Origin of the sequence: Flavisolibacter nicotianae, from assembly GCF_003628535.1 — a bacterium.
Taxonomy (GTDB): domain Bacteria; phylum Bacteroidota; class Bacteroidia; order Chitinophagales; family Chitinophagaceae; genus Flavisolibacter; species Flavisolibacter nicotianae.
In genome coordinates, this window is sequence record NZ_RBCI01000003.1 from 452,564 (window position 1) to 466,736 (window position 14,173).

Sequence of the window (14,173 nt, forward strand, 5' to 3'; positions counted from 1 at the left end):
TCATGAAACAGATTCCCAATTTCTTCACCCTGCTTAACCTGTTCTTTGGCTGTATTGCCATTGTGTTCATTTTGCAAACAGGGCAAAGCCTTGTTGTACTCAATGAGCAAACCGGTTCCTACGATCCGTTCTTTCCGGAGAAAATGGGGTGGGGGGCTTTGTTTATTTTTTTTGCAGCAGCCGTTGATTTCCTCGATGGTTTTATGGCTCGCCTGCTAAAGGCTTCCACCGACAAAGGCAAGCAGCTCGACAGCCTGAGCGATGTGGTGAGCTTTGGCGTGGCGCCGGGCATGATCTTCTATCAATTGCTCCGGTTGGGTTTTGCCAAGGAAGAAGGCGGGCTGGATGTGTCGTTTGCCTGGTTGCTACCGGCATTTGTTTTTTCCTGCGCGGTGGCCTGGCGACTGGCAAAGTTTAATGTCAGCACCAACCAGTCGGATAGTTTCAAGGGGGTGCCCTCGCCGGCGGCCGGCCTCGTAGTCGCTTCGTTCCCGCTCATCATTTGGTACGCCGATGCCAATCCCGGTAGCTGGAAGACGCAACTGAACATCCCGCAATACCTGATCAATGTGTGGCTGCTTTATGCAATCATTGCCCTGCTTAGCTTTTTGATGGTTTGCAACCGGACGTTTATCGCCATGAAATTCAAGGATTATTCGTTCAAGAACAATGTCCTGAAATATACCCTTCTTGCTCTCTCGCTGGTTTTGCTTGTCGTGCTGCAGTGGCTGGCGATACCGGTCATTTTTATTCTTTACCTGGTGTTTTCTTTTTTCTCCAAGACACCACCGGCCGGCGGGAAAAGCAGCGAAAAAACGGTGGATATCACCGTGTAGAGAAATCTTTTTTCAAAAACAGATCGTAGAGGCGCTTCACCTAAATTTGCTGCGCAAACGTTAAATCACTCCAATGAAATATTCAGTACAGGTGCACGTCATGCCATTGAAAGAATTGTTAGATCCGCAAGGGAAAGCTGTTTTGGGTGGCTTGAAAAATTTGGGACTCGGTGCCGTTGAAGATGTTCGCGTGGGCAAGCACATTTCTTTGCAGGTAGAAGCCGCCTCGGAGGCGGAAGCCAAAAGTCTGGCCGAAGAAGCAAGCAAAAAATTACTGGCCAATCCTGTGATGGAATTTTACGAGATCACTGTCAACGCGGTCAATTCCTAACACCCAGCCGGGTTCTTTTTCCTGCGCAGGCATGCAACAAGACGAAATGCACGACAGTTCAACGGACAATCTTTCGCCCCGGGGGGCAGGAGGAATCCTATATCTTGTTCCAACACCCATTGGCAATTTAAAGGACATCACGCTGCGGGCACTGGACGTGTTACAGCAAGTGGATGTGATCCTTGCCGAAGATACCCGCACCACGTCGAAGCTGCTTAACCATTACCAAATTCAAAAGCCGCTTTCGCCTTATCACCAGCACAACGAGCACAAAATCTTACAGCACCTCGTCGACCAGTTGCTCGCCGGCAAAACGATGGCTGTCGTTACCGATGCCGGTACACCGGGTATCAGCGACCCGGCTTTTTTGTTGGTCAGAGAATGTATCCGCAACGGCGTCCGGGTGGAAAGCTTACCGGGAGCCACGGCCTTTGTACCGGCGCTGATCAACAGCGGCCTTGCCACCAACCGTTTTGCTTTTGAGGGCTTTCTTCCGTTGAAAAAAGGACGGCACACGCTCCTGACGCAACTGGCTACGGAAGAACGCACCATGATCTTTTACGAAAGCCCCATGCGACTCGTGAAAACCCTGGAAGATTTTATGCAATACTTCGGGCCCGAACGCAGGTGCTGTGTCAGCCGCGAACTCACCAAACTATTCGAAGAGAATGCCCGTGGTTCACTCAAAGAAGTGTGCGATCATTTCCGGAAAAAAACTGTCAGGGGAGAGATCGTAATCGTGGTAGAAGGAAAAAGCGAATAGGAAATATGCAATAAGAAAAAGGCAAATCAGGATCATTTGTCCATTGTCCTTTGCCGATTGTCGATTGCTCTCCGCCTATTGCTTTTTTGCGCATTAATTCCCTATCTTCATGCTTATAGTTGTTTAACTAACTATTCTTCGCTATGAGCAAACGTGTCATCAAAAAGGTTGCAGTTTTAGGAAGCGGCGTTATGGGTTCCCGCATTGCCTGTCACTTTGCAGGCATTGGCTTGCAGGTCTTGCTGCTGGACATTGTTCCGGCCGAAGCAAAAGAGAGTGGAGACAAAGCCGCACGCAATAAAATTGTCAACAGTTCGCTGGAAGCGGCAATGAAAAGCAATCCCTCGCCAGTTTACACCAGGGATGTGGTCAAGCGCATCACCACCGGCAATTTTGATGATCATTTAAAAGACATAGCCACCTGCGACTGGGTGATAGAAGTGGTGGTGGAGCGCCTCGACATCAAGCAGGCGTTGTACGAAAAAGTGGAGCAGTTCCGCAAAAAGGGAACGCTGATCACGACCAACACGTCGGGCATCCCGATCCACCTGCTCTTGCAGGGGAGGAGCGACGATTTTAAAAAGCATTTTTGCGGCACGCATTTCTTCAACCCGCCGCGCTACCTGCGGCTGCTGGAGATCATCCCTTCTCCCGACACGGACAAGGAGGTCATTGACTTTCTGCTGCACTACGGTGATTTGTATCTTGGCAAGACCACTGTCCTCGCCAAGGACACGCCGGCCTTTATTGCCAACCGCATCGGGGTGTTTGGCATCATGGCCATCTTCCAGTTGGTGGAAAAAATGGGCCTGACGATCGATGAAGTGGATGCTCTTACCGGTCCCCTTATCGGCCGGCCCAAATCAGCAACCTTCCGCACGGCCGATGTGGTGGGCATCGATACCCTCGTAAAGGTGGCCAACGGTGTGGCGGAAAATTGTCCCGATGATGAGCAGAAAGCCATTTTCCAAATACCCTCCTGGCTGAACAAGGTCGTTGAAAACAACTGGCTGGGAGATAAGACAGGACAGGGTTTTTTTGCGAAAAGAAAAGGAGAAAAAGGCGAAAAAGAAATTTATACGCTTGACCTGCAAACGCTGGAATACAAGCCAAGGCAAAAACCAAAGTTCGCTTCCGTTGATGCCGCCAAAGCCGTTGATGACCTGAGGCAGCGGTTGAAAATGCTGGTGGCCGGACAGGACAGGGCCGGTGAGTTTTTTCGTCATTTTCATTACGGCCTGTTCTCTTACATCTCGCACCGTATACCGGAAATCAGCGATGAAGTGTACCGCATCGACGACGCTATGAAAGCCGGCTTTGGCTGGGAGATCGGTGCCTTCGAAAGCTGGGATGTGCTGGGCGTGGAACGAACCGCGAAGGCCATGAAAGAAGCCGGTTACAGCGTGGCGCCCTGGGTGGATGAAATGCTGGCAGCCGGTCACAAGACCTTTTACAAAGTGGAAGGTGGCAAGCCCCTGGTTTACGATCCTGTTTCGAAAACCTACAAGAACATCCCGGGTACCGGAGAATTCATTGTTCTTTCCAACTACACCGACAAACTCGTCTGGAAGAATAGCAGCAGCCGTGTGTACGACATTGGTGACGGGGTGCTGGGACTTCAATGGAACACCAAGATGAACACCTTGGGCGGCGATGTGCTGAGCGGCATCAGCAAAGCCATCGAACTGGCGGAAAAAGATTACAAGGGACTCGTGATTGCCAACGACGGGGCCAACTTCAGTGCGGGTGCCAACGTGGGGATGATCTTTATGTTTGCCATTGAGCAGGAGTGGGACGAACTGGACATGGCCATTCGTTTGTTTCAAAATACTATGATGCGTTGCCGTTATTCTTCCGTACCGGTGGTGGTGGCACCACACGGCCTGGCACTGGGCGGCGCCTGCGAAATGAGCCTGCACAGCGACAAGGTTTGCGCCGCCGCAGAAACCTACACGGGCCTCGTAGAATTAGGTGTCGGCCTAATTCCCGGCGGCGGCGGTACAAAAGAATTTGTGCTGCGAGCTTCCGACGAAATGCACGAAGATGAACCGGAAACCATCACATTGAAAAATCGCTTTCTGACAATTGCGACGGCGAAAGTCGCCACATCTGCACACGAGGCTTTCCAGTTGGGTATTTATCGAAAGGGGCTGGATGAAGTGGTGATGAACCAGGATCGTCGTGTACGGGAAGCAAAGAAGTCGGTGATTGAATTGGCTGACAGCGGTTACGTAATGCCGGTACAACGAAAAGATGTCAGGGCACTGGGCCGCGGAGCCCTGGGCGCTCTGCTTGCCGGGATCAACGGGATGGAAAAGGCCAACTATGCAACCGAGCACGATGCGTTGGTTGCCCGGAAACTGGCTTACGTGATGTGCGGCGGGGATTTGAGCGAAGCAACCCTCGTGAGTGAGCAATACCTTCTGGATTTGGAAAGAGAGGCTTTCCTTTCGCTTTGCGGCGAACGGAAGACCCTCGAGCGGATCCAAAGCGTGTTGAAGGGCGGTAAGCCGGTTCGCAATTAGCAGGAATAAATCCGCTGCTCTAATTTTTACAACAATCCATTTCTTACCGTCTAAAAAACTAGCCTGGCCGCCTGTTTTGATTTCTGGAGCTAACCTGCTTTTTAAAACGCAATACAATGGGTGAAGCGGAACTGATCTCGGGGAAAAAGGTGCTTGCGCTTTCGTCTCATATCATCACGTACGGCAATGCAGCCGATGCATCGCTGACGGAACAGATGCGTGATGAGATCGAAACGCTTTGGAACGAACCCCGCGCCACCGTGATGGTATACGGTCAGCTCTGCCTCGTCCAATTCCGGATCACGGCGCAATTGCGGCTTGATATCACGGAGATGGAAGTATTGCAGAACACAGATCCCCGGAACAACTATTTCCGCATCGAGGATTTTGCCCACGGCAATATTTCTTTCGTGGACGGACTGGGATGCAACACCGGTTATTTTCTGGTTGAAAATTTATACAAAGGTTCCACCACGGCTGCCCACGAATACGGGCATACGATAGGGCTGGATCATCCCAAAATCTTAGATATCCGCGGAAAAGGTGTACCCGGAATTATGTACCCGCGGGGTACGCTGGTGGATCCGCAGTACCAGTACGATCCTTCAAAGCCGGCCGGCGTTACCGGTGGCACCATGCATCCCATGCACCGCAGGGTCAGGCAGGAAGACATCGCCGGTTTGAATCTGCACCGGCTTTCTTTTACAAATGCACGGGCGGTTGTAGGAGAGTTTACCAATGTGTTTCACTGGAGTCACGGGGAAGGAGGAACAACCGGCTTTTTTTCGCCGCCCCTTTTGGGCTGATCGCGGGTTAGCTGCGAAACCAACCGCGACTTCAATGCGACAATCGTCCCCACCGCCATCGGTCGTCCCTCAACTGTCGGCTGAAATCCCTTATGTAAAAACACTTCGGGATTAGTCTTCTTTGTGCGTAAGCGCTGCAACTGCTTTGTCGATGGTGGGGTAGAGGAAGGTGAAACCGTTTGCTTCGGCCTTAATTGCGCTGACGGTTGTGCTTTTTAATACTTCCGTACTCATCTCGCCCAACATTGCTTTCAAGACAAAGGAAGGCACGTGAAACGGGATAGAAAACCTGCCGCGTTGCCTGGCTATTTCCGTTACCAGGGCTTTGTTGGAAACAGGATTTGGCGCCACGGCATTGTAAACGCCCTGCCACTGGTTAGCCTCAATGGCGGTTGTAAAAAGCCGTGCGAGGTCATTGATGTGAATCCAGCTGACAACCTGGTTGCCTTTACCTAAAATGGCGGCCGCACCCAGCTGTACCGGTTTTTTGAATTCCACGTAAGCGCCACCTTCATTGCTCAACACAATGCCGAGCCGGAAAATAACGAGACGTTTTCCAAGGGTGGTAACCGGGCTGATGGCATCCTCCCATAGCTTGCAGGTTCTGCCCAAAAATCCTTGGTCCGGCGGATCGGTTTCCACGAAGGGCCGTGGGTTGGGGATGCGGGGATCTTCGCCATACCAGCCCTGGGCCGAAGCACTGATGACTGCCTTGACGTTGTTGGGCAAATTGTGCAGGGATTTTACCAGCAACTCACCACTCTTTACCCGGCTGTCGACAATTTCTTTTTTCCGTTTTTCGGTCCAGCGTCCGCCGGCAACGTTGGCACCGGCCAGGTGCACGATGTAGTCGGCTTCACGAATGGCTGTGGGATCGATCGTGCCCTTTTCAATATCCCACTCTTTGTAGACCACCCGTCCTGCCGCAGGCCTTGCCTTGCGGGTAAGGACAAAGATGGTGTGCCCTTTTGCGAGCAGTTTCTTTGTAAGAGCCGAGCCCACCAACCCGGTGCCGCCGGTAATTGTAATCGTTGCCATATTCTTTTCTACAATCAAAGATGCAATTTGTTTGGTCGCGACAAAACGGGAAAATATACCTGCAAACAAACCATTCGTGGAAAACTTGATGGAAATGTGCGGGAAGAACTATCTTCCAAAAAAACTACCTACCAGATGACTGCTGTTTTATCGGTAAAAAGTCTCACCAAATTTTACGGTTCTATCCAGGCCCTGAAAAATGTTTCGTTCGATGTGCCGAAGGGAAGTGTGTTTGGTATTCTCGGGCCAAATGGTTCGGGAAAGACAACGCTTCTCGGCATCGTGATGGATGTGCTGAAACCGTCGTCCGGCACGTTTGAATTTTTTGGGAAAAATCCGGATGCGGAGACACGGCGGCACATGGGCACCCTGCTCGAAACTCCCAATTTTTACCATTACCTCTCGGGCGAACAAAACTTGCGCATTGCCGCCGAGATCAAGCAGCGTGGTGAAGAACAGATCGATGACGTGTTGAAGAAAGTCAATCTTTACCAGCGGCGCAAAAGCAAGTTCAGCACCTATTCGCTGGGAATGAAGCAAAGGCTGGCCATTGCATCCAGTTTGCTGGGGAATCCCGACGTGCTGGTATTTGACGAGCCGACCAACGGCCTTGACCCGGTAGGAATTGCTGAGATCAGGGACCTGATTCGCCAGCTGGCTGCAGAAGGCAAAACGATCATCATGGCCAGCCACATCCTCGATGAAGTGGAAAAGGTATGTACACACGTGGCCATTATCCAGAAAGGGGACCTGAAAACGGTGGGCACTGTGGCCGACGTTCTTTCGTACCACGCCGATGAAACACTATCCACCGAGATCAGTTCCGACAACAACGAACAACTCCTTGTTGTTGTGCGAACCCTTCCCGGCGTGATCACGGCCTTCGCGGAAGAAGGGCACGTAAGAGTGGTCAGCGAAAAATCGTTTACGGCCAAAGACCTGAACCGGCTTTGCTTTGAAAACGGGATAGTACTGAACCGCCTGGTGCAGCAGCGCAAATCACTTGAAACAACCTTCCTCGAAATCACCGGGAAAGTAAGCGAACAATAATCTAAACCTTACAAACGAATCACGATGCTTCATTTGCTCAAAATCGAATGGCTTAAAATAAAAAATTACCGCGCCTTCTGGGTGTTTTGCATTCTTTACCTGGCGTCTATTTTTCTCATCAACTACATTGGCTGGACGACACAGAAGCAGGCCTTTGCGTCGGCAAAGGGCGCCGAACAAATGTTTGGCAATGCCTATGCCTTTCCGCGGGTCTGGCAAACAGTGGGATGGATGAGCAGTTGGCTGCTTTACTTCCCCGGTATGATGATCATTATGCTCATGACCAATGAATTCAATTTTAAAACGCACCGGCAAAACATTATCGATGGTTTGAGCCGGCAGCAATTCATTGGCGTAAAAATCTTACTAGCCGTTCTTCTGGCCGTTTTGATTACTGTTCTCAATTTTATTACCGCTTACATCTTTGGAACGATGACCGGTACAGCCTTTAGCAGCAGCGGCATGGAAAACCTGGCGTACATTTTTCTGCAGGCCGTGGCCTACATCTTTTTTGCACTGATGCTGGCGGTGCTCTTTCGCCGGAGCGGCCTGGCCATCATCATTTTTATTTTGTATGGAATTATTTTCGAATGGCTCATTTCCGGGCTGATGACGTTCCAGCTACACCTGGCGCCCTATAGTTATTTCCTGCCCCTGCAGACGTCTGATGTGCTCATCCCGATCCCGTTTGGGAAAAAGGTTTTTTATCCCGACTCACCCTCTGTTGCCAGCCTGGTGATCGGCATCGGTGCTTACCTGGCGATCTACCTTTTTTTTACGCGGAAAAAATTTGTTACAGACGATCTGTAAGTTGAAAAACGGCGTCCTGTTTATCATGGACACTATCGAATAAAAAAGAAAATATATTATTCGTAAAAACACGACACTATCCGATTGTGTTGTATTTTACCGACTGAAACTATCGCATTATGAGTACAAGCCACAGCATTCTTTTGGTGGAGGACGATGCAGACGACAGGTATGTAATGCATCTGGCTTTCACAGAATTAAACTATTCCGACCAGGTAAAAGTGTTCAATAGCGGGGAAGACATTCTCCGGTATTTGCACAACCTGCCCAATTCTTCACTTTATCCTTCCCTGATCGTACTGGATTACAACATGCCCGGCATGAATGGCGGCGAGGTGCTGATGCGATTAAAAATGGATGACTCCCTTCGTGATATTCCGGTTGCCATGTGTTCATCCGGTATGGCTGCACTGGAGAGCAAAATGAAAGGACTGGGTGCAGCTTTCTGCTTTGAAAAAACTGGCCAGCTCACGGATGTGTACACGCTTGCCCTGCGCCTGAAACAGATCGTCGAAGACGGCCAGGTCGTGGAGGAATAGCGAAGCCCGCGGCCATTCCTGTTTACGACGGGCTCGCCGTGATTTTCACACAATCAAAACCGGGATCTTCAGCCGGTGTCGCACCGCGTCGATGGTTTCGCCATACAGCCAGTCTTTCATCCCACGGTGGCCGTGTGCGCCGATAATGAGCATTTCGGCTCCCGACTCCTGAACAATGCGTGCAATCTCCTGTGTGCGGTTGCGAAAACCCAGGCAGGTCTTCGTGCGGAGGTGGTGGTGCTCGAGGTGCGCTGCGTACGCCTCCAGTGTTTGCTGGTCATCGCGTGTCTCGAAATCATCGCTTTGCTCACCCAGGATTTTTGCCGGTGCGCTTTCCACTACATGCACCAGGATAATCGTGGCGCCGGGGGCAGCCTGCGATACGGCATGCGTCAATACCTTTTGATCCCTTTCGCTGAAGTCAAGAGCAACTGCCACCCGCTGGTAGCGGGGAAGCGATACTGCTTCGATGGGGGCTTCTTTTTTATGCACCTGGATTGAAGTGGTAACGGGCTTGTGTTTGACCAGCGGGTAAACAATGGCAGTCAGCAAAAGCCCTACAAACAGGAGTGCGGAAAGCAAGATGACAGCTTTCCAAATCAGGCTGTCGTTTGTCGTGAAAAAGTCGCTTGCCTGTTCAAATACCATCCGCATATTCAGGTAAACCAGGACGGCTGTGATCAGCCATGCAAGAATCTGGATGGACGGCTTGATACTGAAGATGCCCATCGTTTTTTTGTCGCTGACGAAATGAATGAGCGGAATAATGGCAAAGCCCAATTGGAGGCTTAATATCACCTGGCTTAGAACCAGCAAGTCGTCAATGTTTTTCTCCCCGTTAACCAGGATAACAATCACCGCAGGCGTAATTGCAATGAGGCGGGTCAGCAGTCTTCGCATCCAGGGGTTGATGCGGATGCGCAGGTAGCCTTCCATTACGATTTGCCCGGCCAGTGTGCCGGTCACCGTGCTGCTTTGCCCGGCGGCAATCAGGGCAATGGCGAAAAGTGTGGGAGCCAGTTTTGTACCCAGGAAGCCGCTGAGTAATTCGTGCGCTGTTTTGATCTCCGCCACATCGGAACGGCCGGCTTTGAAAAAGACGGCGGCTGCCAGGATGAGAATGGCGGCATTCACAAAAAAAGCGGCATTCAGCGCGATGGTGCTGTCAATGAAATTTAGTTTGAGCGCTCTTCGGATGCCCGGTTCGTCGCGTTTGATCTTTCTTGTTTGCACCAGTGCCGAATGCAGGTAAAGATTGTGCGGCATTACCGTGGCGCCGATGATCCCGATGGCAATGAACAGGGCATCTTTGTTTGGAATGGAAGGCACAAAGCCGGTGGCCACTTCGCCAAAATCCGGCCTGGCCAGGATGATCTGCACAAGGAAAGAAATCCCGATGATCGCCACCAGCACAATGATAAAGGCTTCCATCTTGCGCATGCCAAGCCGCTGCAAAAGCAGGAGCAAAAAGGTGTCGAACACCGTGATAAGAACGCCCCAGATCAACGGCAGGCCGGTAAGCAGTTGAATCCCGATCGCCATTCCCAGCACTTCGGCAAGGTCGGTTGCCGCAATGGCCACTTCGGCCAGCACGTACAGGATGAAGTTGATTGTTTTGGGATAGGTTTCGCGGTTGGCTTGCGCCAGATCGCGGCCGCGAACGATACCCAGCCTTGCAGAAAGGCTTTGGAGCAGGAGTGCCATCAGGTTGCTCATCAGCAGGACCCAGATCAGCGCATAACCAAAGCGGCTGCCGCCCTGCAGGTCCGTGGCCCAGTTGCCGGGATCCATGTAGCCAACACTTACCAGGTAAGCGGGCCCAAAAAAGGAAAGGATCCGCCGCCATTTTGGCTTGGTTAGATTGGTCGTATCCACGCTTTGGTGCACTTCGCTCAGCGAAGCGTCAGTTTGCATTCTCATCATACGTTACAAAAATGTTTTTGGCTAATTGTTCACTGATGGTAACAATTTGCTTTTTGATTTTCAGTTCCAGCGACTGGTCGAAGGGGAAATGTTTTCTCACTTCTAGCTTTGTTCCGATGCCGATGCTTTTGTGCTTCAGCAACTCCAGCATTTCTGCCGACTGGTTGGTCACCTGGCACACGATGCCCGGCTTGTTTTTGGGCAACAGACTTAGCGGCAGGTTGTTGCGGCTCGCAATCCGGCCCTTGCTGTCGGGGATAGGGTCGCCGTGCGGGTCAAAGGGAGGAAAACCAAGAAATTCATCAAGGCGGTCGATCAGCACCTTATTGCTTACATGTTCCAACTCTTCGGCCAGTTGGTGAACTTCTTCCCAGTCAAAACCCAGTTTTTGCGAAAGGAAAAACTCCCAAAGACGGTGACGGCGGATGATGAACAGGGCAACTTTTTTTCCTTCCGTACTTAAGGTAAAACCGTAGTAGGGCTTATAGTTCAGGAGTTTTTTTGCACTGAGCTTTTTCATCATGTCGGTAACCGACGCAGCTTTGGTCGACAGTTTTTCGGCAAGGGCATTCGTGGTCACCGTGCCGCTTTCCCCCTGCAGGTGATAAATGGCCTTGATGTAGTTTTCTTCACTGATCGAATAATTCAAGTTTATCTAATTTAAAATTTAGACAAATCTAAAAAATGACAACAACTGCGCCAACCCCTCGTCTGCTTTTTTTTTCCTTTATTTACACAAAACTTAGACGTATGGACAGGATTGGCCTGGCGTTGCTGGTGTGCCTGCTTTGGGCGTGTAACGCAAAAGACCGGAAGACAGACACGAAGCCGGAACAAACAACACCGGGAAAAACAACGGATGCCGCTCCTGTTGCCTTGAACGGCCGGTTTGCGGCAAGCCAACTTCCTTATCAGCTAACCGATACGGCCTTGCTGAACAACAAAGACACCGCTTCCCTGCCCGCTGTGGAAGTGAAGCCGCTGGTACCCGACACCACGCTTCAAAAAATATTCGGGAAGACGTCCGGCATCCGGTATACACCGCTGGTGAAAATGGGAGAGAAGAATAAAGAAACATACTACCTGCTGAAGGCTGGCTCCGGAAACAAAAAAGCGGCCCTGCTGGTTGTTTTTGATAAAACCGGCAACTACGGTGCAACACTGCCTTTTTTGGTACCCGACGAAAATGCATCCACTTCACAAGTGAGCCTGATCGATAAGTCGTACGCCATCACCAAATCAATCACGCAGCGCAGCGCAAGCGAAGTGACCGGCGAAGGAAAGGAAGTGCTTTCGTACGATGCCAGGGAAAAGCGCTTCAGCCTAATCATGACCGACCTGCTGAATGACAACCCGGCTGTTTTAGTAAATCCGCTCGATACGTTTCCAAAATCAAACAGATTAGCCGGTGATTACTACCTGAATAAAAAAAACCTGGTGGCCGTACGCGACGGCCGTCATCCGAACCAAATCCTGGTTTACATTCATACAGAAAACAGCGAGGGCGACTGCAAAGGAGAACTCAAAGGCGAGTTTCTGCTGACCAGCACCACGACCGCGGTTTACCGGCAGGGCGGCGATCCTTGTATACTTAGCCTTACCTTTGCCGGCAATTCAGTATCCATTCATGAAGAAAGCGGATGTGGCAACTACCGTGGGCTCGACTGCCCGTTAGGTGGAAAGTTTACCCGCAAAAAGGAGGAAAAACCGAAAGAACCGACAAAATCCACCAAGCGGCCGAAACAGGCTCAATAGTGTAATTCCTACACATTACTTTTAAAATCCTTTATTTTGTGCACTTGAAAAAGAGAAAACATGAATTTTACATCGTATAAGGTTCCATACCCGATTGATAAACGCTTTACCAAAAAAGTCGCTTATTTCTCGATGGAATTTGCCATCCATCAACCTTTGAAAATCTATAGCGGTGGCCTCGGCTTTTTGGCCGGCTCTCACCTGCGCAGTGCGTACGAATTACGCCAGAATTTAGTCGGCATCGGTATTTTGTGGAAGTATGGTTATTACGACCAGGCCCGCAACCAGGATCAATCTCTCCAGGTGACCTGGATGGAAAAAATCTACAGCTTTTTGGAAGATACCGGGATTAAATTTTCGATCACCATTCACGACCACCCGGTTTGGGTAAAGGTGATGTACCTGCCCCCGACAACATTCTGTTCGGCTCCGCTCTTCCTGATGACGACCGATATTCCCGAGAACGATTATGTTTCGCAAACCATCACGCACCGGTTGTATGATGCGAACGTGTCTACAAAAGTGGCACAGTTCATTTTACTGGGTGTCGGCGGCGCCAAACTGCTGGAACAGATCGGTTTCAATCCCGAAGTGTACCACTTGAACGAAGCACACGGCGTTTCGGCAGCTTTTTACCTTTACCAGAAGTTCGGAAAGAACGTCGAAGAAGTGAAAAAGCGCCTGGTGTTCACAACACACACACCCGAGGAAGCCGGTAACGAAAAGCACGATATGTATCTCTGTGCTAAAATGAGTTATTTCTGCGGCCTCTCGGTGGATGAAGTACGGCAACTGACCGGCATTACTGACGACCAGTTCAACCACTCGCTGGCAGCGCTGCGGTTTGCCCGCATTGCCAACGGTGTGTCGCAACTGCACGGCGAGGTTTCCCGCCAGATGTGGGCGAAGTACGAAGGCATCTGTCCGATTCTTTCCATTACCAATGCGCAGAACTGGCGTTATTGGGCCGACAAGCAATTGTACCGGGCCAAAGAAGAAAATGACGATGTGGTGTTTGACGACCGCAAGAAATGGATGAAGAAAAGAGCGTTCGAGATCGTTGCCGATCAAACCGGAAAGATCATGGACCCGAATGTCTTCACCATCGTATGGGCACGCCGCTTTGCCGGTTACAAACGGGCAGGCCTGATCGCGTCGGACAAAGAGCGCTTTGAAGCCTTGCTGAACAACAAGAAATATCCCGTCCAGATCATCTGGGGCGGTAAGCCATACCCTGTTGATTATCCTGCCATTTCCGAATTCAATCACCTGGTTCATTTGAGCAAGGCCTACAAGAATGTGGCAGTGGTGGTGGGATACGAGCTTGCCCTCTCCAAGCGTCTGAAACAAGCTGCGGACTGCTGGTTGAACAATCCCCGCGTACCCCGCGAGGCATCGGGCACCAGTGGCATGACAGCGGCGATGAACGGTGCGGTGAATTTCAGTACCAACGATGGCTGGATCCCGGAGTTTGTGCATCATGGCAACAATGGCTTTGTGGTGCCACCGGTTGATTACAGCAACATCACCGTGCAGGAGCAGGATCAGTACGACCTCGATCAATTGTATAAAATCCTGAACGAAGAAATTCTGCCGCTTTACTACGACGACCATGCAACCTGGCGCCAGATTGTAAAGAACGGGATGCGTGACGTGCAGTTCCGCTTCGACAGCAACCGCATGGCCGAACAGTACTACGACCTTTTGTACAACAAGGAGTTTGTGCCGAAAGGAAAGCAGGTCCTCGTTAAAGACGACATGGCTCACTAAACAAAGCCATCAACCTTCTTTCAATAA

At 50.8% G+C, this 14,173-nt stretch carries 13 protein-coding genes; 10 read left to right on the top strand and 3 right to left on the bottom strand.

The window, feature by feature from the left end; translation table 11 throughout:
- Positions 1-2: 2 nt before the first annotated feature.
- From D6024_RS10355 to D6024_RS10375, 5 genes are all read left to right on the top strand, one after another.
- A complete protein-coding gene (locus tag D6024_RS10355) occupies positions 3-836 on the top strand; it encodes a CDP-alcohol phosphatidyltransferase family protein (RefSeq protein WP_121354518.1) in 834 nt (277 codons plus the stop codon).
- Positions 837-909: 73 nt separating this feature from the next.
- A complete protein-coding gene (purS, locus tag D6024_RS10360; protein WP_121354519.1) occupies positions 910-1,167 on the top strand; it encodes a phosphoribosylformylglycinamidine synthase subunit PurS in 258 nt (85 codons plus the stop codon).
- A gap of 46 nt (positions 1,168-1,213) precedes the next feature.
- Positions 1,214-1,930 carry a 16S rRNA (cytidine(1402)-2'-O)-methyltransferase gene (rsmI, locus tag D6024_RS10365; RefSeq protein WP_162944683.1) on the top strand — a complete coding sequence of 239 codons (717 nt, stop codon included), beginning with the start codon at positions 1,214-1,216 and terminating at the stop codon, positions 1,928-1,930.
- A gap of 143 nt (positions 1,931-2,073) precedes the next feature.
- Positions 2,074-4,455 (top strand): 3-hydroxyacyl-CoA dehydrogenase/enoyl-CoA hydratase family protein, encoded by a 2,382-nt coding sequence (locus D6024_RS10370; RefSeq protein ID WP_121354520.1) that lies wholly within the window; start codon positions 2,074-2,076, stop codon positions 4,453-4,455.
- A 116-nt stretch (positions 4,456-4,571) separates the two neighbouring features.
- Entirely contained in the window at positions 4,572-5,261 is a 690-nt protein-coding gene (locus tag D6024_RS10375) for a zinc metalloprotease (protein ID WP_121354521.1), read from the top strand.
- A gap of 111 nt (positions 5,262-5,372) precedes the next feature.
- Here D6024_RS10375 and D6024_RS10380 read toward each other — a convergent pair whose 3' ends face one another.
- Positions 5,373-6,299, bottom strand: a complete 927-nt coding sequence (locus tag D6024_RS10380; RefSeq protein ID WP_121354805.1) for a TIGR01777 family oxidoreductase — start codon at positions 6,297-6,299, stop codon at positions 5,373-5,375.
- A 96-nt stretch (positions 6,300-6,395) separates the two neighbouring features.
- Between D6024_RS10380 and D6024_RS10385 the strand changes: the two genes are divergently transcribed.
- From D6024_RS10385 to D6024_RS10395, 3 genes are all read left to right on the top strand, one after another.
- The gene (locus D6024_RS10385) at positions 6,396-7,349 is read left to right on the top strand and encodes an ABC transporter ATP-binding protein (RefSeq protein WP_240410005.1); all 954 of its coding nucleotides are present in this window, start codon (positions 6,396-6,398) and stop codon (positions 7,347-7,349) included.
- 24 nt (positions 7,350-7,373) lie between these two features.
- Complete coding sequence (locus D6024_RS10390) at positions 7,374-8,159, top strand: ABC transporter permease (protein WP_121354522.1); 786 nt, start codon at positions 7,374-7,376, stop codon at positions 8,157-8,159.
- A 119-nt stretch (positions 8,160-8,278) separates the two neighbouring features.
- A complete protein-coding gene (locus D6024_RS10395; RefSeq protein WP_121354523.1) occupies positions 8,279-8,698 on the top strand; it encodes a response regulator in 420 nt (139 codons plus the stop codon).
- Positions 8,699-8,743: 45 nt separating this feature from the next.
- Here the strand turns inward: D6024_RS10395 and D6024_RS10400 are convergent, their stop codons facing one another.
- Both D6024_RS10400 and D6024_RS10405 read right to left on the bottom strand, forming a co-directional pair.
- Positions 8,744-10,621: an Nramp family divalent metal transporter gene (locus tag D6024_RS10400; protein WP_121354524.1), complete on the bottom strand. Its 1,878-nt coding sequence runs from the start codon at positions 10,619-10,621 to the stop codon at positions 8,744-8,746.
- Entirely contained in the window at positions 10,602-11,270 is a 669-nt protein-coding gene (locus tag D6024_RS10405) for a metal-dependent transcriptional regulator (protein WP_240410006.1), read from the bottom strand. The genes D6024_RS10400 and D6024_RS10405 overlap by 20 nt, the downstream gene beginning before the upstream one ends.
- 101 nt (positions 11,271-11,371) lie before the next feature.
- On the opposite strand from D6024_RS10405, the gene D6024_RS10410 reads away from it, so the two are divergent.
- Both D6024_RS10410 and glgP read left to right on the top strand, forming a co-directional pair.
- A complete protein-coding gene (locus D6024_RS10410) occupies positions 11,372-12,376 on the top strand; it encodes a hypothetical protein (protein ID WP_121354526.1) in 1,005 nt (334 codons plus the stop codon).
- 60 nt (positions 12,377-12,436) lie between these two features.
- Positions 12,437-14,146, top strand: coding sequence for an alpha-glucan family phosphorylase (glgP, locus tag D6024_RS10415; RefSeq protein ID WP_121354527.1), 1,710 nt, complete (start codon positions 12,437-12,439; stop codon positions 14,144-14,146).
- Positions 14,147-14,173 lie beyond the last annotated feature (27 nt).

Bases quoted from the DNA above. Each gene is read 5' to 3' on its own strand.
- D6024_RS10355 (WP_121354518.1), top strand. From the start codon at position 3: ATGAAACAGATTCCCAATTTCTTCACCCTGCTTAACCTGTTCTTTGGC.
- purS (WP_121354519.1), top strand. From the start codon at position 910: ATGAAATATTCAGTACAGGTGCACGTCATGCCATTGAAAGAATTGTTA.
- rsmI (WP_162944683.1), top strand. From the start codon at position 1,214: ATGCACGACAGTTCAACGGACAATCTTTCGCCCCGGGGGGCAGGAGGA.
- D6024_RS10370 (WP_121354520.1), top strand. From the start codon at position 2,074: ATGAGCAAACGTGTCATCAAAAAGGTTGCAGTTTTAGGAAGCGGCGTT.
- D6024_RS10375 (WP_121354521.1), top strand. From the start codon at position 4,572: ATGGGTGAAGCGGAACTGATCTCGGGGAAAAAGGTGCTTGCGCTTTCG.
- D6024_RS10380 (WP_121354805.1), bottom strand. From the start codon at position 6,299: ATGGCAACGATTACAATTACCGGCGGCACCGGGTTGGTGGGCTCGGCT.
- D6024_RS10390 (WP_121354522.1), top strand. From the start codon at position 7,374: ATGCTTCATTTGCTCAAAATCGAATGGCTTAAAATAAAAAATTACCGC.
- D6024_RS10395 (WP_121354523.1), top strand. From the start codon at position 8,279: ATGAGTACAAGCCACAGCATTCTTTTGGTGGAGGACGATGCAGACGAC.
- D6024_RS10400 (WP_121354524.1), bottom strand. From the start codon at position 10,621: ATGATGAGAATGCAAACTGACGCTTCGCTGAGCGAAGTGCACCAAAGC.
- D6024_RS10410 (WP_121354526.1), top strand. From the start codon at position 11,372: ATGGACAGGATTGGCCTGGCGTTGCTGGTGTGCCTGCTTTGGGCGTGT.
- glgP (WP_121354527.1), top strand. From the start codon at position 12,437: ATGAATTTTACATCGTATAAGGTTCCATACCCGATTGATAAACGCTTT.